This window comes from Granulicella tundricola MP5ACTX9 (genome assembly GCF_000178975.2).
GTDB lineage: Bacteria > Acidobacteriota > Terriglobia > Terriglobales > Acidobacteriaceae > Edaphobacter > Edaphobacter tundricola.
In genome coordinates, this window is record NC_015064.1 from 2,235,924 (window position 1) to 2,253,210 (window position 17,287).

A 17,287-nucleotide genomic window follows, 5' to 3' on the forward strand; every position below is an offset into this window, starting at 1 on the left:
CATGAAACAACAACGCCACAATGCAATCCGCCAGATCCTCGATCGCACTGCCATTGCGAATCAAGACGATCTGCGCCGCGCTTTAGCCGCACAAGGCCACAACGTCACGCAGGCGACACTCTCCCGCGACGTCCGCGAGCTCAAGCTCTCCAAAGGTCCGAACGGCTACTCCATCGCATCGAATGCAGCAGAAGACGCCGACGAAGGTCCCGGCATCCGCGAGGTCATGAAGGGCTTCGGCCTTGAAGTCCGCCAGGCTCTCAACCAGCTCGTCGTCATCGCCGTCACCGGCGGAGCCCAGCCCATCGCGGCCGGAGTCGACTACGAAGACTGGCCTGAAGTCGTCGGCACCATCGCCGGCGATGACACTGTGTTAATCATCTGCCCTGACGATAAGCAGGCGAAGACTCTCAAGAAAAGGATTGAAAGCTACCTTGGCTGAACAGAACACATCTCCGCTAAGCACAATCCGCACCGCGGTCGCCGGAGTAGGCGGCTATGCCGGAGGAGAGCTCGCACGCCTGCTCCTGAACCACCCGCGCCTCGCACAGTCGAAGCCACTCTTCCTCGGCCGCGTAGCAGACGACTCCTCCGCAGGCTCCGTGCCGCTTGAATCCCTGCACCCGCAGCTTGCCCTCGGCGCAGGCCAGACCCTCCCGCCCGTCCGCGCCTTTGACTGGAAGCTCGTAGAAGACATGGGCATCGAGGCCGTCTTCCTCGCACTTCCCCACGAGACCTCGCGCGAGTGGGCCCCGCAGTGGCTCGAGCGCGGCATCAAGGTCATTGACCTCAGCGGCGCATGGCGCTTGCAGCACGAGGTCAACCGCAAGGTCTACAAGCTCACCGACGAGAACCCCGCGCTAGCCGCATCACTCCAGGCAGAAGCAGTCTTCGGCGCGCCAGAGTTGCATCGCAAAGAGATCGCCACCGCACGCCTCGTCGCGAACCCCGGCTGCTACTCCACCTCCATCATCCTCGCGCTCTACCCGCTCATCCAGGCCGGTATCCTCGATCTCGATCACGGCATCATCTCAGACTCCAAGAGCGGCATCAGCGGCGCAGGCAAGGCCGCAACGGCCAAGACGCACTTCATGTATGGCGCGGATAATCTCTCCGCATACAACGTCTTCGGCCACCGTCACACCGGTGAACTGCTCGAGCAACTTGGCATCACCACGGCGCAGATCCAGTTCACCCCGCACCTGCTCCCCATTCCGCGCGGTATCCTCTCCACCATCTACGCGCGTCTCGGCAGCAGCACAGACCCCGCGCAGATCCAGCAGATCTACAACGCCTTCTACGCGACCAGCCCCATGGTCCGCGTTCATCAAACCCCGGCCCTGCCGCAGATTCAGCACATCGTGAAAACGAACTACTGCGACATCGGCTTCGAACTCGCACCGGACGGCAAACGCCTCGTTATCGTCAGTTGTCTTGATAACCTGTTGAAGGGTGCCTCCGGTCAGGCGGTACAAAATTTGAACATCATGTGTGGTTGGAACGAAGAGGAGGGTCTGCTATGAAGTTCGTCGTCAAACTCGGAGGCGCAGCCCTTGAAGATCCCAAGCTCCTGCATCTCGCAGGCAAAGCTCTCAAAGACCTCGTAGAAGATGGTCACCAGGTCGCCGTAGTCCACGGCGGCGGAGTGCAACTCACCAGGACCCTCGCCCAGATGGGCAAGGTTTCGGAGTTCGTCTCAGGCCTCCGCGTCACGGATGCGGAAACCCGCGACGCCGCTCTCATGGTTCTCGCCGGCCGCGTCAACAAATCGCTCGTCGCCGCGCTCGGCCAGCACGGCCAGTCCGCAGTCGGCCTCTCCGGCGGCGACGGCCATGTCTTCCGCGCACGCAAGAAGATCACCACCCCGGACCTCGGCTTCGTAGGTGAGATCGCCTCCACGGACCCACGCTGGCTTGACGCCATCTGGAAGATGGGCGCGATCCCCGTCATCTCCTCCATCGCCCTCGGCTTTGACGGCGAGTACTACAACATCAACGCAGATGAGATGGCCTCCGCCTGCGCCATCGCCACCAAGGCGGACGCCCTCGTCTTCCTCACCGACGTCCCCGGAGTCAAGGGCGCGGACGGCCAGGTCATGCGCTGGCTCACCCTCAAGGAAGTTCCCACCCTTGAAAAGTCCGCCGTCATCTCCGGCGGCATGTTGCCCAAGCTCGCAGCCTGCAAAGCTGCACTCACGCACGGGGTCAAACGTGTTCGCATTCTTCCCGCTGAGGCCGCGGCTTCCCTGCCCGACCTCATCTCATCCCGCATCAACGAAGGCACGGAGGTGATGGTCGCATGAGGCTTCAATCCATCCAGGCAGCAGAAAAAAAGCTCGTCCTCAACACCTACGAGCGTTACCCCATCCTCTTCACCAGCGGACACGGCGTCTTCCTCACCGATGAGAACGGAGTCGATTACCTCGACCTCCTCAGCGGCATCGGCGTCAGCGCCCTGGGCTACGGCCACCCCACCATTGAGCGTGCCATAGCCGAGCAGTCGAAGAAGCTCCTCCACACCTCCAACCTCTTCTTCACCGAGCACACCGCAGACCTCGCCCTCCGCCTCACCGAGATCTCCGGCCTCGACCGCGTCTTCTTCTGCAACTCCGGCACAGAGGCCTGGGAGGCCGCACTCAAGATCGCCCGCGCCCATTCAGACAAATCCGGCACCGGCAAGAAGTTCCTCGCACTCGAGCACAGCTTCCACGGCCGCACCATCGGCTCCGTAGCCACCACTCACAAGCTCGCCTACCGCACCCCCTTCGCGCCCGTCATGCCTGACGTAGAGTTCGTCAAGTTCAACGACGTAGAAGACCTCCGCGCCAAGTTCAACAACGAAGTCTGCGGCATCCTCATCGAAGCCATCCAGGGCGAAGGCGGCATCCACCCCGTCACGCAGGAGTTCTTCGCAGCCGCACGTGAGCTCGCCGATTCCACCGGAGCCCTCCTCATCGCGGACGAGATCCAGTGCGGCTTCGGACGCACCGGCAAATGGTTTGGCTACCAGCACTTCGGCATCCTCCCAGACGTCGTCACCCTCGCCAAGCCCCTGGCCGGCGGCCTCCCCATCGGAGCCATGCTCTGCACGGAGCGCGTCTCGCAATCCATCACACCCGGCATGCATGGCACCACCTTCGGCGGCGGTCCCTTGGCCACCGGAGTCGCCATCGCCGTCATAGACGAGATCAAGCACAGCAATCTCCTCGCCCACATTGAAGAAGTCGGAGCCTACTTCAAGTCCGCCCTCCAGGCCCTGGCAAAGAAGCACCCACAGATCGTAGAAGTCCGCGGCAAAGGCCTCATGATCGGTGCCGAGCTCGACTCCCCCGACCTGGCCAAGTCGGTCGCCTCGGAGATGCTCGCGCGCCACATCATCATCAATCGCACCAGCGAGGTCGTCCTGCGCTTCCTCCCCCCGTACATCCTCGAAAAATCCCACGTCGATCAGGCCATCGCCGCCCTCGACGCCATCCTCACCCAGCACGCTGAACAGTCACAACCCATCGCCTCTGGAGAACACGCAAATGGCTAGCAAGCCGCTCATCCTGAACCCAAAATCGGAGTCCACACCAGTGACCCTTGGCATCCAGTCCGACACCGCATTCAACGAAGCCACCAAGCGCCTCAACGGCCGCGACCTCTGCTCCATCTCAGACCTCACCGTCTCCGAGATGGCCGCCATCATGGAGCTCGGCCACACCGTCAAGGAGAGCCCGGAAGACTTCCGCCATGCCCTCGACGCCAAGCAGATGGTCCTCTTCTTTGAGAAGGCCTCGCTCCGCACGCGCCTCACCTTTGAAGCCGCCATCAATACCCTCGGCGGCAACGCCGTCTTCGTCGACCAGACTCAATCCCCCCTCGGTGAGCGTGAGTCCATCCCCGACATGGCCCACAACATCGAGCGCTGGATGTCTCTCATCGTCCTCCGCACCTACTCCCACGACACCATCACCGAGTTCGCCGCCTGCTCCAAAGTCCCCGTCATCAACGCCCTCTCGGACCTCGAGCACCCCTGCCAGGCCATCGCTGATTTCCTCACCATCGAAGAGCGTTTCGGCTCCGCGCAAGGCCTCCACTTCGCATACGTAGGCGACGGCAACAACGTCTGCCACTCCCTCATGCTCACCGCCGCGCAGCTCGGCGCGAACTGCTACGTCGCCACTCCCAAGGGCTTCGTCCCCAAGCTCGACATCATCCACAAGGCCATTGAAATCTCCGAGCAGACCGGCGGCTCCATCACCCTCCTCAACGACCCCATCAAGGCCGTCACCGGAGCCGACGCCGTCTACACCGACGTCTGCACCTCCATGGGTTTCGAGCACGAAGCCACCAAGCGCGCCCCCATCTTCAAGCCCTACCAGGTCAACGAGCAGCTCATGTCGCACGCCCAGCCCCACGCCGTCTTCATGCACTGCCTTCCCGCTCACCGCAACGCAGAGGTCACGGACGCAGTCCTCGACGGCCCCCAGTCGGTCGTCTTCGACCAGGCCGAAAACCGCCTCCATGCCCAGAAGGCCCTCCTCCTCATGCTCCTCGGCGGAGGCAAGCGCCTCCAAAGCAGCCGCGAGCGCAACCAGCAAGGCCGCCGCCGCCCCTAGTCTCACCGACCATCTGGGTGCCCCACGTCCCGCCTCTGGGACGTGGGTTTACGAAGCTCCACCGATCTCAAAGGCACACATCAAATGTCCGTAATCCTCGAATCCCTCCCCCTAGGCCAAAAGGTCGGCATAGCTTTCTCCGGCGGCCTCGACACCTCCGCCGCCCTCCACTGGATGAAGCAAAAGGGCGCATTACCGTACGCCTATACAGCGAACTTGGGACAACCCGACGAAGCCGACTACGAAGAAATCCCCCGCAAGGCCCTCGAGTACGGAGCCGAAAAAGCCCGCCTCATCGACTGCCGTCTGCCCCTCGTCCGCGAAGGCATCGCCGCTCTCCAGTCCGGCGCCTTCCACATCACCACCGCCGGCGTCACCTACTTCAACACCACCCCCATCGGCCGTGCTGTTACCGGGACAATGTTGGTCACGGCAATGAAGGAAGACGACGTCAACATCTGGGGCGACGGCAGCACCTTCAAGGGCAACGACATCGAGCGCTTCTACCGCTACGGTCTCCTCGTCAACCCCAACCTCAAGGTCTACAAGCCCTGGCTCGACGCCACCTTCATCGACGAGCTCGGCGGCCGCGCCGAGATGTCCGCCTTCATGCAGGCCTCCGGCTTCGCCTACAAGATGTCGTCGGAGAAGGCCTACTCCACCGACTCCAACATCCTCGGCGCAACCCACGAAGCCAAAGACCTCGAACTCCTCAGCACCTCGATGAAAATCGTAGCCCCCATCATGGGCACGCCTTTTTGGAACGAAGAAGTAGCAATCAAAAAAGAAGAGATCACCATCCGCTTTGAAGAGGGCTTCCCCGTCTCCCTCAACGGACAGGACTACCCAGACCCCGTAGCCCTCCTTCTCGAAGCGAACGCCATCGGCGGCCGCCACGGCCTCGGCATGTCCGACCAGATCGAAAACCGCATCATCGAAGCCAAGTCCCGCGGCATCTACGAGTCCCCCGGCCTCGCCCTCCTCTTCATCGCCTACGAGCGCCTCATCACCGGCATCCACAATGAAGACACCATCGAGCAGTATCGCGACAACGGCCGCAAACTAGGCCGTCTGCTTTACCAGGGGCGTTGGTTTGATCCACAGGCCATCATGCTTCGCGAAGCCGCCCAACGCTGGGTCGCCAAGCCCGTCACCGGCTCCGTCACCCTCGAACTCCGCCGCGGCAACGACTACACCATCCTCGCCACCGACTCCCCCAACCTAACCTTCCATCCCGAACGCCTCTCCATGGAGAAGACCGAATCCACCTTCAGCCCCCGCGACCGCATCGGCCAGCTCACCATGCGCAACCTGGACATCACAGACACCCGCGCCAAGCTCCTCACCTACGCCCAAACCGGCCTCTTAACCCTAAGCAAAGGCAGCGAAATGCCCCACCTGACCAGCGGCAAGGAGAACGACTAGTCACCCTTCCACCATTGGGTCATTCAGAGCGAAGCGAAGAATCTCCGTAGTTGCTGTTGCATTTGCTTCTCTTGCTTGTCATCCCGTAGGGATCTGCATCCGTCGTTGCCGTTGCTTCTGGGGTAGGTCCGGGCTTCAGCCCGGACATCAACGTGTCCCAGAAATTAAACGAATCGAAGAGGTTCAATTGTCCGCACCATTCCGAGAGTCACTTTTATGGACGGGTATTGGTCTGGGAATCGCAACAGCCGCAGTAACGCTCGACGCCCAGACGCTGACTACGCTCTCTGTCAATCGTTTTCTAGCCACTCTCCAAATGATCGTATTGATACCTTCATTTCCTGGCCTCTTCGCCGCCGCACTAACAGGAAGTCTTGCCGCAGGTGCAGCAATCAACCTTCTCTTCTACTGGGTTTTAGGCGGACTATCCTCACTCATCTTCCGTAAAAAAGATCGTTCCAAGGCCTTATAAGGAAAGCATTCACATCATGTCTAACGAATCCCCCACCAAAATGTGGTCCGGCCGCTTCCGCGAGCCCCTCTATCCCGGCTTCGAATCCTGGCAAGCCTCCTTCCGCGTAGACGTCCGCCTCCTGCGCCACGAACTCGAAGCCTCCAAAGCCCACGCGAAGACCATCGCCGCAGCCGGCATCCTCACGCCCGAAGAGCTCGCCACCACGCTCGAAGGCCTCGACTCCATTCCCAAGCGCGGCGCCGAAGAGGCCACTAAGCTCACGAATATGGCCTTCTACGCCGAGATCATGAAGCAACGCATGCCCGGAATCGGCATGGTCCACAGTTCCTTGGGCTCCCTGCCGATGCTCTACCCCAACGCCGAGGATATCCACCACTACGTCGAGCTTCAGCTCAACGAACTCATCGGCACCCTCGCCCTAAAGCTCCACACCGGCCGCAGCCGCAACGAGCAGATCGCCACCGACATGCGCCTCTTCGTCCGCGAAGCAATCGACGAAGTCATCCAAGGCCTAAAAAACTGGTCCGTGGCCCTCATCACCCTCGCCGAGCAATCGGGCGAAACCGTCATGCCTAGCTACACCCATCTCCAGCGCGCCGAACCCGTCCTCATAGCGCACTGGCTATTGGCATACGTAGAAATGCTGGCCCGAGACATCTCCCGCTTTCAGGACGCCCGCAAACGCATGAACCTCTGCCCATTAGGCTCCGGAGCCATCGCCGGCGCGACCCTCGCGCTCGACCGCACCATCACCGCCCGCGAACTAGGCTTCGACGCCCCCACCCCCAACTCCATGGACGCCACCTCCGACCGTGACTTCATGCTCGACTTCACCCAGGCCTGCGCCACCCTCGGCCTCCACATCTCGCGCTTTGCGGAAGAGATCACCCTCCACGCCACCGCCGAGTTCGGCTTCATCGACCTCCCCGAAGCCTTCTCCACCGGCTCCAGCGCCATGCCCCAGAAGAAAAACCCCGACCTCACCGAACTCATCCGAGGCAAATCCGCCCGCCTCATCGGCTCCGCCACCACCTTGTCGGTCCTCATCAAGGGCCTCCCATTGGCCTACAACAAGGACCTCCAGGAGGGTCAGGAGCCCATCTTCGACGCAGCCGACACCGTTACCGGCATGCTCGCGCTGCTCCCCGCCTTCACCGCCGCCCTCAAGTTCAAACCCGCCCGCCTCAAGGAAGCCGCCGAGACCGGCTACCTCAACGCCATGGCCGGAGCCACCTACCTCTCGAACAAGGGCGTACCCTTCCGCAAGGCCCACGAGATCATCGGCAACGCCGTCCGCCTTGGCCTCGAATCCGGCCGCGAACTCAACGCCCTAACCCTCCCCGAGCTCCAAACCCTGAGCCCCGAGTTCGCGGAAGACTTCTACCAGGCCATAACTCTCGAAGCGACACTAGACTGCCACGACGTCATCGGAGGCACCGCCCGCCCTCGAGTTTCCGCCGCTCTCGTGACTGCAAAAGCACGTCTCGAAAAATAATTTCTTCAAAAATGGGCCAAACTCGCGTGTCAAGCCCCGCCAAAACGTTATGTTCATCATTCCAGAAGGGTTAACCCCTAAAAATAGTTGGCATATTCACTCTTGCAAAAGGAGTAAGATTTAACTAGAGGATTTCACTGGGAGGGCAGTGAAGAATGAAGCTCTAATCCCTTTGCTATGAAGACTTTGCACCATTTCGGCATCGAATATAAAGAGGTCTAGACTCAAGTCCAGACCTAACTTCATTGCTTTGAAGACTTTACCTACTTTCGGCAGGGGTGGGGGGTACCCCACAAAGGAAAGGAACCACCTAAACTGGCCACGCTTACCACTCCGATTGCGCCACTCAGCGACTCGACCTCCACCGGCTCCTCACGCCCCCGCGTAGGTGGCGCAACCGTCCGCGAGGCCAAACTCCAGGACGCGGTCAACATCTTCGAGCTCGTCAACTCCCTCTCCGGAGACGGCACCCTTCTTCGCCGCAACTACGCAGAGATCTGCGAGAACGTCCGCGACTTCCAGATCGCCGAATCCGAAGCTGGCGTCTTTCTCGGCTGCGGAGCCCTGCACCTCTACGGCCCCCACCTCGCCGAGGTCCGCTCCATCGTCGTCAAACCCGAAGCCAAAGGCCAGGGTGCCGGCGGCAAGCTCCTCCGCGCGCTTTTGGAAGAAGCCGAGTACCAGGGCGTCGTCAGCGTCTGCCTCTTCACCCGCATCCCCGACTTCTTCTTCCACTTCGGCTTCCGCGTCTCCGACCGCACCGCGCTCCCCGACAAGATCTACAAGGACTGCCAGACCTGCCCTCGCCTCTACGCTTGCGATGAGGTCGCCATGGTCCGCGGCCCCCTGCCGAGAATAGCCGTACTGGGCCCCACCAAATTTCCTCAACCGGAGCTCGTCAAGCTCCAGACCTCGGTCATCCCTCACAAATAGTGTCCACCTTCCTAGACCTCCAGCACGTCAACGTAGTCCGCGGCGGCCGCACCGTCCTCCACGACATAAACCTCCAGGTCGCCAAAGGTGAGCAGATCGCCATCCTCGGCCCCAACGGCTGCGGCAAGTCCACGCTCATCAAGACCATCACCTGCGAGCTCTACCCGCTCGCCCAAGAGCAAACACGAATAGCCATCTTCGGTCGCCCCCGCTGGGACCTCACCGAGCTCAAGCGCCGCCTCGGCGTGGTCAGCGCCGACCTCCCCGGCAAACCCACCCTCTCCATCACCGGCTACGAAGCCATCCTCACCGGCTTCTTCTCCTCCTCTACCCTCTGGCCCAACCTGGTCGCCACAGAGGTCATGCGGGAGCGGGCTGAGGAGGTCCTCATCCAGGTAGACGCAGTCCGCCTCCGGGACGTGCTCTTCGGGGAGATGTCGGCCGGCCAGCAGCGCAGGGTCATGATCGGCCGCGCCTTGGCCGGGTCGGCGGAGTGCCTCCTCCTGGACGAACCCTCCAACGCACTTGACTTGCTGGCGCAGCGTGACCTGAGGAATCTGATCGTATCGCTGGCTGATCAGGGAACGACCATGCTGCATATAACCCATCACATCGCCGACATCATCCCGGCCATGAAGCGGGTGATCTGTATGAAGGAAGGCCGGATCGTGGCAGATGGCCCACGTGAAGACCTCCTCACGGAAGCAAATCTTCAATGGCTTTTCGGGACTGAGGTCTCACTCAGCGAGCGAGACGGATTCTTTCACGCCTGGTAGTCAGCTTGGCCAGGCCATGGGATTGTTCAGCCTGTTCTCGATGATCTTCTGTTCAGGATCGAATGACGGAATCTCCTTGATCCAGCGGGCCTCAGCGTCATAGGCCGCTGCGGGGATGAGCCCAATCAACTCCCCCTCACCCAGCGAGGTGCCATGCCGCCGCGCGAGCTCCGCCACCGTGGAGTGGATCTTGGGCATGGGCGTGAGATGAAAGTCAGTGATATTCATGCTCACCTGCGCCCGGCCATTTGCCAGGACACCGATCGCTTTGACACCCTGCATGCCACCGGATGACGCACGGATGTCCCTGGCGATGGCTCGTGCCTGGGTTATCTCGGCACGTTCATCGAGATAGATGTTGTAGGCAATCAGGAAGCTACGCGCTCCCACAACGGATGCCCCCGCCGTCTCGTGTAGCTCGGGACCGCCAACATCTGGTCGGCGCGCAGCATCCTTCAACGCAGCCTCACGCAGGCCTTCAAATTGGCCCCGCCGGACGTCTTCGAGCTGCACACGATCTGGTCTGGCTGCGGCTGCCCCGTAGAAGTAGACAGGAACCCCGAACCGGCGCCAGATCTGCAGGCCCGCCTGCCGAGCGAGCATTGCTGCTTCAGCGAGGGAGAGGCCGGACACCGGGACGAATGGGATGACGTCAGCGGCTCCTATTCGGGGGTGGACTCCCGTCTGCTGAGTGAGGTCGATCAGCTGGGCGGCCTTGCCGGCTGCCAGGACGGCGGCCTCCATGACCTGCGCGGGCGGCCCTGCGATGGTCACCACCGAACGGTTGTGGTCGGGGTCCAGGGAATAGTCGAGCAGCCGCACACCATCCACCTGCATCGCGGAGACGATGTGGCGAACGATGTCAGGGTGCGTGCCCTCCGAGAAGTTGGGCACGCACTCGATGATGGCATCAGGAGTCATAACGAGGCGATACTACTTCCACCAGCTGTAACCGACGGTGAATTGCACACTGGCGTTGACGCCGGGATTGCGATCTCCGAGGGAGGCTGACGAGATGTGCTCACCGTTCGCACTGAAATCGATGGAGCGGTTCGGGCGAGTGAAGTAGTGGAAGCCTATGCCGCCCTGGGGGGTGAAGTTCCAGACGCTGGCATCGCCGTTGGGTCCGTTGACCTGGAGGTCAGGGTTGGTGCTGCCGTAGGCAGGGTACTTGTGGTTGGTCCAGAGGACACCGCCGGCGGCCTGCACCCAGGGCTGCAGACGTCCGTGGCGGACAAAGTTCCAACGCATGATGATGGGGGTGACGGAGACTCCGGTGTAGGTGCCACCCACCGTGTAGGGCTGGGAGCAGGAGACAACGGCTGTCCCTGGGAGCTGGGAGCAGTTCACCTTGGAGAACTTCGGGGTAAAGGACTGCCAGTACGGGAAGAGCTCCATGGCGTATTCGAAGTTGCCGTGGAGGAGACCGGGGCCGAAGTTGTTGGTCAGGACTTTGCCGGCGTGTACCCCGGCTGCCAGGAAGTGGAAGCCGTCGCGGTTGTCGGTGATGCCGTTGCCGCCCTGGACCAGCACACCGTAGTCGGTAGGCTGGTGGACGGAGGCCGACTCAAGCGGGTTGGTCTGGCCGGTGGTTTGGGCTGAGGCGGTGACGCAGGCCAGAGCGGCCAGGGTTGTTACCAAAAGCTTAGCTAGCGACATGGGCCTCATCAAAGTCAAAGTTGCTGTAAAGGTTCTGTGTATCATCCAGGTCTTCGATGGTTTCGAGCAGCCGCATCATGGCGGTGGCCTGGGAGCCTTCGAGCTTGGTGTAGGTGCTGGCGATCTTGGTGACCTCGGCGGTCTCGGTCGGGATCTTGGCGGCCTTGAGGGCGTTGGTTACGGCCTCGAAGTCGGCGGGATCGCAGAGGATCTCCCAGTGCTCGCCTTCATCGTTCAGGTCTTCGGCACCGGACTCGAGGACGATCTCCATGAGCTTGTCTTCGTTCGCGCTGTCCTTCGCGATGGAGATAACGCCCTTCTTGGTGAACATCCAGGAGACGGCCCCCTCCGTGCCAAGGTTTCCACCGTTCTTGGAGAAGGCGTGGCGGATCTCCGAGACGGCGCGATTCTTGTTGTCGGTCAGGACGTCGATGATGACGGCGACTCCACCGGGGCCGTAGCCCTCATAGCTCATCTCCTCGTATGAGACGCCTTCTAGCTCCCCGGTACCGCGCTGGATGGCGCGCTTGATGTTATCGGCCGGCATGTTCTCGGCTTTGGCGGCCGCGATGGCACCGCGGAGGCGGGGATTGCCGTCCGGGTCTCCACCGCCGGACTTGGCGGCGATGGTGATTTCCTTGATGAGGCGGGTGAAGATCTTGCCGCGTTTGGCGTCTGTGGCGCCCTTCTTATGCTTGATTGTTGCCCATTTACTATGGCCGGACATGCGGTTACCTCGAAGGGAGATTCTGCGCGGATATGGACCGCGCGACCTTCGGATTTTAGCAGGTATGAAGGTCGCTTGTGGCTTTGAGCCACGGTCGAACCGTTCGCGCCTGATTTAGGGGAGTTCAGGCGCGAACAGGTCCTTTATGGTTTCGCGGCGGCGGATGAGGCGGGATTCGGCTCCGTCTACCAGGACCTCCGGGGGGCGGGTGCGGGTGTTGTAGTTGGAGGTGAGGCTCATGCCGTAGGCTCCGGCGTCCAGGATGGCGAGGAGGTCTCCGGGTTTGGTGGCGGGGAGGTCGCGGTCGCGGGCGAAGAAGTCGCCGGACTCGCAGACGGGGCCAACGATGTCGACGGGGGAGGATTTGGCCGAGGTCTGCCTGACGGGCAGGATCTGGTGGTGGGCCTGGTAAAGGGCGGGGCGGATGAGGTCGTTCATGCCGGCGTCGGTGATGACGAAGGTCTTGTTGCCGTTCTTCTTCACATTGACGACCGTGGTCAGCAAGGCTCCGGCCTGGGCTACGAGGAAGCGGCCGGGTTCCAGAAGCAGGTGAAGGTCCAGGTGGTCGGTGGCTTCGAGGACCTGTTTTGCGTATGCGGCTACGGCTGCTGCGGGGTCAAAGGGAGCGTCGGTGTACTCGATGCCGAGTCCGCCGCCGGCGTCGATGTGGGTAAGGGTTATGCCGTCCTTCTTCAACTGCTGGATGAGGCTTGTGACGCGATCGAGCGCGGCACCGAAGGGATCGACCGCGCGGATCTGGGAGCCGATGTGGACGCTGACGCCGGTGGGGATAAGGTACTTCGACTTGGCGGCCTTGCGGTAGATGGCGCGGGCGGCGTTGATGTCGATGCCGAACTTGTGGGCGCTGAGGCCGGTGGAGATGTAGGGGTGTGTTTCTGCGAAGACGTCCGGGTTGACGCGGAGGGAGAAGCGCGCGGGGATCTTGAGGAGTTCGGCGCGGTCGGCGAGGAGGGCGAGCTCGGATTCGGATTCGACGTTGAAGAGGAGGATGCCGGCTTTGAGGGCGGCGTCGATCTCAGGGATCTGCTTCCCTACTCCAGCGAAGACGGTCTTCTTGACTGCTGGCTTGGCGGCTTTGACGACCCGTGCGAGTTCTCCGCCGGAGACGATGTCGAAGCCCGCGCCGTTCTGCGCGAGGAGCTTGAGGATGGCGAGGGCGGAGTTCGCTTTGACGGCATAGCAGATGGTGTGAGGGCGTGATGCGAAGGCCTGCTGGAAGAGGGCGAGGCGGCCGAGGATGTGCTGCTGCGAGTAGACGTAGAGCGGGGTGCCGTGGGTTGCGGCGAGCGTGGCGAGGGAGGTCTGGTCGCAGGAGAGGGCGCGGTTGCGGTAGGCGAAGGGGCGTGCGGTGGCGATGGGACTGGACCTCGAAAAGTTTTTGCGGAGAAGAAGAATAAGGACCGCTCCCTTTATTGTGCCTTAGAGTCGAAAGGACATAGCGATATGTGGAGGTTGTGGATGCGACGGAACGTTTGCGTTGGCGTGATGGCGGTGGCTTCCCTGCTGGGTTCCGGGCTGGGTTCTGGACTGGCACAGACGGCGGGGGTGACGGGTGCGGCAGGCGCTAAGCCGATGTTCGACGCGGTGGTGATCAAGCCGAATCACTCTGGGACCAACAACACGGGTGTGGACTGGGACAAGACGACGTTCAAGGCGGAGAACGTGACGCTGAAGATCCTGATGGCGCATGCGTATGCGATCCGTGAGGGACTGATCGTTGGGTTGACGGGATGGCAGTTGTCGGATCGGTTCGACATCAATGCGAAGGTGGTGGAGGCGTCCCCGGACGCGCTCAAGAGGCTGACGGACGAGCAGAATATGGCGATGCTGGCGGGGATGCTGGAGGACCGGTTTGCGCTGAAGGTTCATCGCGAGACGAAGACCGCGGCGGTGTATGAGCTGGTGGTGGCGAAGGATGGGCCGAAGATGACGGTGAATCCGAAAGAAGGGGAGCTGGACGCGGAGACGGGGATTCGGCGTGCGCCGCCGAGCAGCATGAGCTCAAGCGGGAATGAGCTGAAGGCTACGGATGTGTCGATGGCTTCCCTGGCGGTCTATCTGTCGAAGCAGTTGGGGCGGACGGTGATCGATAAAACGGGACTGACGGCTTTCTACGATTTGAAGCTGAAGTGGACGCCGGAGCAGGCGGCAAGTGCGGAGGATGCGGGGCCTACGCTGGTCACGGCTCTGCAGGAACAGCTTGGGCTGAAGGTGCAGGCCGGGAAAGGTCCGGTGGAGACGCTGGTGGTGGATCATGTGGAGGAGCCTTCGGAGAATTGAGGGCTGTAGGTTTTCTTCCAGCTTCCAGCGATCAGCCGTGAGCTGTCAGCTTGAGGCGGGTGCCTGTTGACAAGTGATGCGTATCACTTTACATTTTGGTCATGATCCGGACCTTCAAACATGCTGGTCTGGAGCGGTTCTTCATGACGGGGTCCAAGGCTGGAATCCAACCGATTCACGCGAAGCGGCTATCTGAGTTATTGGGCGCTCTGAACGCGGCTGCGACGGCGGAGGATTTGAACGCTCCCTCGTACCGGTTGCATGCGCTGAAGCATGATCGCGCCGGCGACTGGTCGATTACAGTGCAGGCGAACTGGAGGATCACGTTCAGGTTTGAAGGCAGCGATGCGATTCTCGTCAACTATGAGGATTATCACTAGGAGAAAATTTTATGGCGATGACTCGAATGCACAATCCACCCCATCCCGGCACGGTGCTGAAGTCTTATCTCGAGGGCCACACGATCGGTTCCGTGGCTGCGCATCTCGGGGTTTCAAGGGTGACTTTGACGCGGATTCTTGGGGGACACTCTGCGATTACGGCGGAGATGTCGATCCGATTGGGTGAGGCGCTGAAGACATCCGGAGAGTTCTGGTTCACGATGCAGAACAACTATGACTTCTGGGTGGCCTCGCAGGTGAAGAGGAAGAAGGTTACGCCGCTGCGGGAGGCTGCATGAAGCACATGAACAGAGGCATCCTTCCCATCCTTTGCGATACGGCTGCAAAGGATGGGGCAACCGGTTACTGCGGCTAGGCGGCGGGTTGGGGGTTGGGGTAGTCGGTGGTGGCGGGGAGGGCGTAGGGGGCTTCCGGCAGGAGAACCCAGGCGGCGATGTAGAAGAGGAAGCCGATGCCCGAGGTGAGGAAAGTGAAGACGCAAAGCAGGATGCGGACCAGGCTGAGGTCCCAGCCGAAGTGCAGGGCGAAGCCGGAGCAGACGCCGGCGATCATGCGCGGGGAGCGGGGGCGAAGGATGCGGGGGCCGGTTGGGGCGAAGGACTGGGCGGCGAGGGCGGCTCCGCAGTTGGAGCAGAAGTTGGCTTGGGTCTGGATCTCTTTACCGCAGGTCGGGCAGTACATTGGGAGGCCTCCGATGGTGCTGGAGAAGGTACGCCGGGGCTGGCGTGAAAGTTCCGTTAGGTCAGTGGTTCGTGCTTAGGCTGCGGACGTGACGCGGTGGTACTCGAAAAACATGCTGGTACGCCAGCGGAGGATCATGCCGAAGGCCAGGATGAAGAAGAGGCCGGCGGTCTGCTGGAGGGACATGACTCGGTCCAGGTAGGTGTGGGCGAGGATGCGGATGATGCCGAGCGCGATCAGTACGGCGAAGAAGCTGTTGGAGCGGTGGACCATGACCGTGTCGCCCACGAGGGTGAGGCGGGAGGTCTTGATGAGGGGGTAGGCGAGGAGGATCGCGCCGAGCAGGAAGGACGCCGCGGCCCAGAGCCAGGGTACCCGGAAGGACGGGGCTATGAACATGCAGAAGCCAGTAGCCATGCCGAGCGGCGGAATGACGATCTTGCGGAGAGTGACGGCGGAGCGGCCCTCCTGGATGCGCCAGGCGAGGACTGCGAAGAAGCCGAGGATCGCGGCGGCGGCGGAGACCCCGGGAGTGAGCCAATGAGACGGAAGCATTGAGACGATCTTAGCTGAACGGCGGGGCTACTTGCCGGTGTACGGGGTTTTGATGAGCTTGCGTGCGGCATCGGCCTGGGATTGATCGCCTCCGGGGGCGGCGGCCTTCTGGTACTGCGCGACGGCGGCGTTGTGATCGTGCAGGAGGTCCAGCATCTGGCCGGCGTTGAGGTTGGCGCGCTTGCGAATCCAGTCGGATGCGTTGGGCTGGTTGGCGGCTTCCAGGTAGTGCTTGGCGGCGTCGGCGATGTCGTTCTGGCCGCGCTCGGTGTCGGCGAGTCCGAACCAGGCCATCTGGAGGCGGGGGTCTGCGAAGTAGCCGGGCTTGTGGGCATCTGCCAGGACCTGCTTGTAGATGGCGATGGCTCCGGGGCCGTCGCCCTTGTCCTTGGTGAGGTTGGCCTCTTCCAGGCGGAAGAGGTAGTCGTGCGGGAACTGGGTGGCGAGGCCGTGCTGCATGGCGAGGGCCTCGGCGTAGCGGCCGTCGTGGCGGAGGAAGAGCGAGAGGGTGGTGCGGGATTCAACCTGGGTGACGACACCGTGCTCGGCTGAGATGTGCAGGAGTTCGAGGCCGTGCTCCTTGTTGCCGCCAACGCCTGCGATGCCGACCATCATGCGCACGAGGCGGGGCAGGCTGGCGACAGCGAACTGCTGGATGCCGATAGCCATGTTGGCGTCGGCGTAGTCACGGTCGAGCTTGAGGGCGGCCTCGGAGTCGTTGCGTGCGGCGAGACCCTGCCGGGCGGCGGCGAAGAAGGAGTGGTCGGCAAGGGTGATGAAGGCGGCGTGGAGGCCGCGGGCGTAGCCTCGGGCGAAGAGCAGATTTTTGGCGTTGGGATCGTTGGGGTTGGCTTTGAGGCGCTGGTCGACCTGGTCCTGGACCTGGGCGAGGAGGGATTCGATGCGCTGGCGGGTGGGGTCGGGGACTTCGACCTTGCGCTGGGTGGTGAGGAAGGAGTCGTGGGCGTAGTAGGTCGTGTCCAGGAGGTCCTGATGGTAGAGCTCACGGAAGATAGTCACCATGAGGACATAGTCGGCGGCCATGGGGTTCTGGGGATTGGCCTTGAGGACCTGCTCGAAGCGGGAGAGGGCGCCGTCGTAGTCGAGGTTGTAGAAGTGGTTGTAGGCGTCGCGGACTACGGGGTCGAAGTTGAGGGGGTCGGTGTGGGGGTTGGGTGCCTGGGCCAGGGCTGTGGAGGCGAGAGCTGCGACGAGAGCGAGGGGGAGGAATCTTTGAAACAGTCTCAAGGCTTGTCCGG

General features: G+C 62.0%; 20 protein-coding genes. 13 read left to right on the plus strand and 7 right to left on the minus strand.

Annotated features, from left to right (window positions below):
* Position 1: 1 nt before the first annotated feature.
* The 10 genes from ACIX9_RS09505 to ACIX9_RS09545 all read left to right on the plus strand — a co-directional run bounded on the left by ACIX9_RS09505 (position 2) and on the right by ACIX9_RS09545 (position 9,704).
* Positions 2–442, plus strand: a complete 441-nt coding sequence (locus tag ACIX9_RS09505; protein WP_013580263.1) for an arginine repressor — start codon at positions 2–4, stop codon at positions 440–442.
* A complete protein-coding gene (gene argC / locus ACIX9_RS09510; RefSeq protein WP_013580264.1) occupies positions 435–1,523 on the plus strand; it encodes an N-acetyl-gamma-glutamyl-phosphate reductase in 1,089 nt (362 codons plus the stop codon). Before ACIX9_RS09505 ends, argC begins: the two co-directional genes overlap by 8 nt.
* Positions 1,520–2,302 carry an acetylglutamate kinase gene (gene argB / locus ACIX9_RS09515; protein ID WP_013580265.1) on the plus strand — a complete coding sequence of 261 codons (783 nt, stop codon included), beginning with the start codon at positions 1,520–1,522 and terminating at the stop codon, positions 2,300–2,302. Before argC ends, argB begins: the two co-directional genes overlap by 4 nt.
* Positions 2,299–3,534, plus strand: a complete 1,236-nt coding sequence (locus ACIX9_RS09520; protein ID WP_013580266.1) for an aspartate aminotransferase family protein — start codon at positions 2,299–2,301, stop codon at positions 3,532–3,534. The genes argB and ACIX9_RS09520 overlap by 4 nt, the downstream gene beginning before the upstream one ends.
* Positions 3,527–4,600 (plus strand): ornithine carbamoyltransferase, encoded by a 1,074-nt coding sequence (gene argF / locus ACIX9_RS09525; protein WP_013580267.1) that lies wholly within the window; start codon positions 3,527–3,529, stop codon positions 4,598–4,600. The genes ACIX9_RS09520 and argF overlap by 8 nt, the downstream gene beginning before the upstream one ends.
* Before the next feature lie 84 nt (positions 4,601–4,684).
* A complete protein-coding gene (gene argG, locus ACIX9_RS09530; protein ID WP_013580268.1) occupies positions 4,685–6,025 on the plus strand; it encodes an argininosuccinate synthase in 1,341 nt (446 codons plus the stop codon).
* 187 nt (positions 6,026–6,212) lie between these two features.
* Complete coding sequence (locus ACIX9_RS25730) at positions 6,213–6,497, plus strand: hypothetical protein (RefSeq protein WP_157477439.1); 285 nt, start codon at positions 6,213–6,215, stop codon at positions 6,495–6,497.
* A 16-nt stretch (positions 6,498–6,513) separates the two neighbouring features.
* On the plus strand, positions 6,514–7,995 hold the full coding sequence (gene argH / locus ACIX9_RS09535) for an argininosuccinate lyase (protein ID WP_013580269.1): 1,482 nt from the start codon (positions 6,514–6,516) through the stop codon (positions 7,993–7,995).
* A 336-nt stretch (positions 7,996–8,331) separates the two neighbouring features.
* Complete coding sequence (locus tag ACIX9_RS27690) at positions 8,332–8,928, plus strand: GNAT family N-acetyltransferase (RefSeq protein ID WP_013580270.1); 597 nt, start codon at positions 8,332–8,334, stop codon at positions 8,926–8,928.
* Entirely contained in the window at positions 8,928–9,704 is a 777-nt protein-coding gene (locus ACIX9_RS09545; protein WP_013580271.1) for an ABC transporter ATP-binding protein, read from the plus strand. Before ACIX9_RS27690 ends, ACIX9_RS09545 begins: the two co-directional genes overlap by 1 nt.
* Here the strand turns inward: ACIX9_RS09545 and ftcD are convergent, their stop codons facing one another.
* From ftcD to lysA, 4 genes are all read right to left on the minus strand, one after another.
* Positions 9,705–10,625 carry a glutamate formimidoyltransferase gene (gene ftcD / locus ACIX9_RS09550; protein WP_013580272.1) on the minus strand — a complete coding sequence of 307 codons (921 nt, stop codon included), beginning with the start codon at positions 10,623–10,625 and terminating at the stop codon, positions 9,705–9,707.
* 12 nt (positions 10,626–10,637) lie between these two features.
* Complete coding sequence (locus ACIX9_RS09555; RefSeq protein WP_013580273.1) at positions 10,638–11,363, minus strand: acyloxyacyl hydrolase; 726 nt, start codon at positions 11,361–11,363, stop codon at positions 10,638–10,640.
* On the minus strand, positions 11,350–12,090 hold the full coding sequence (locus tag ACIX9_RS09560; RefSeq protein ID WP_013580274.1) for a YebC/PmpR family DNA-binding transcriptional regulator: 741 nt from the start codon (positions 12,088–12,090) through the stop codon (positions 11,350–11,352). The genes ACIX9_RS09555 and ACIX9_RS09560 overlap by 14 nt, the downstream gene beginning before the upstream one ends.
* 114 nt (positions 12,091–12,204) lie before the next feature.
* The gene (gene lysA / locus ACIX9_RS09565; RefSeq protein WP_332308637.1) at positions 12,205–13,524 is read right to left on the minus strand and encodes a diaminopimelate decarboxylase; all 1,320 of its coding nucleotides are present in this window, start codon (positions 13,522–13,524) and stop codon (positions 12,205–12,207) included.
* 45 nt (positions 13,525–13,569) lie between these two features.
* On the opposite strand from lysA, the gene ACIX9_RS09570 reads away from it, so the two are divergent.
* The 3 genes from ACIX9_RS09570 (at position 13,570) to ACIX9_RS09580 (ending at position 15,070) form a co-directional block, all read left to right on the plus strand.
* Positions 13,570–14,391 carry a TIGR03435 family protein gene (locus ACIX9_RS09570; RefSeq protein ID WP_157477441.1) on the plus strand — a complete coding sequence of 274 codons (822 nt, stop codon included), beginning with the start codon at positions 13,570–13,572 and terminating at the stop codon, positions 14,389–14,391.
* A 101-nt stretch (positions 14,392–14,492) separates the two neighbouring features.
* The gene (locus ACIX9_RS09575; protein WP_013580277.1) at positions 14,493–14,771 is read left to right on the plus strand and encodes a type II toxin-antitoxin system RelE/ParE family toxin; all 279 of its coding nucleotides are present in this window, start codon (positions 14,493–14,495) and stop codon (positions 14,769–14,771) included.
* 11 nt (positions 14,772–14,782) lie between these two features.
* On the plus strand, positions 14,783–15,070 hold the full coding sequence (locus tag ACIX9_RS09580; RefSeq protein WP_013580278.1) for a HigA family addiction module antitoxin: 288 nt from the start codon (positions 14,783–14,785) through the stop codon (positions 15,068–15,070).
* A 73-nt stretch (positions 15,071–15,143) separates the two neighbouring features.
* On the opposite strand, the gene ACIX9_RS09585 is transcribed toward ACIX9_RS09580, so the two are convergent.
* The 3 genes from ACIX9_RS09585 to ACIX9_RS09595 all read right to left on the minus strand — a co-directional run bounded on the left by ACIX9_RS09585 (position 15,144) and on the right by ACIX9_RS09595 (position 17,276).
* Positions 15,144–15,473, minus strand: coding sequence for a PspC domain-containing protein (locus tag ACIX9_RS09585; protein WP_013580279.1), 330 nt, complete (start codon positions 15,471–15,473; stop codon positions 15,144–15,146).
* A gap of 75 nt (positions 15,474–15,548) precedes the next feature.
* Positions 15,549–16,028 (minus strand): CcdC family protein, encoded by a 480-nt coding sequence (locus tag ACIX9_RS09590; protein WP_013580280.1) that lies wholly within the window; start codon positions 16,026–16,028, stop codon positions 15,549–15,551.
* 27 nt (positions 16,029–16,055) lie between these two features.
* Positions 16,056–17,276, minus strand: coding sequence for a hypothetical protein (locus ACIX9_RS09595; protein ID WP_232298680.1), 1,221 nt, complete (start codon positions 17,274–17,276; stop codon positions 16,056–16,058).
* Positions 17,277–17,287 lie beyond the last annotated feature (11 nt).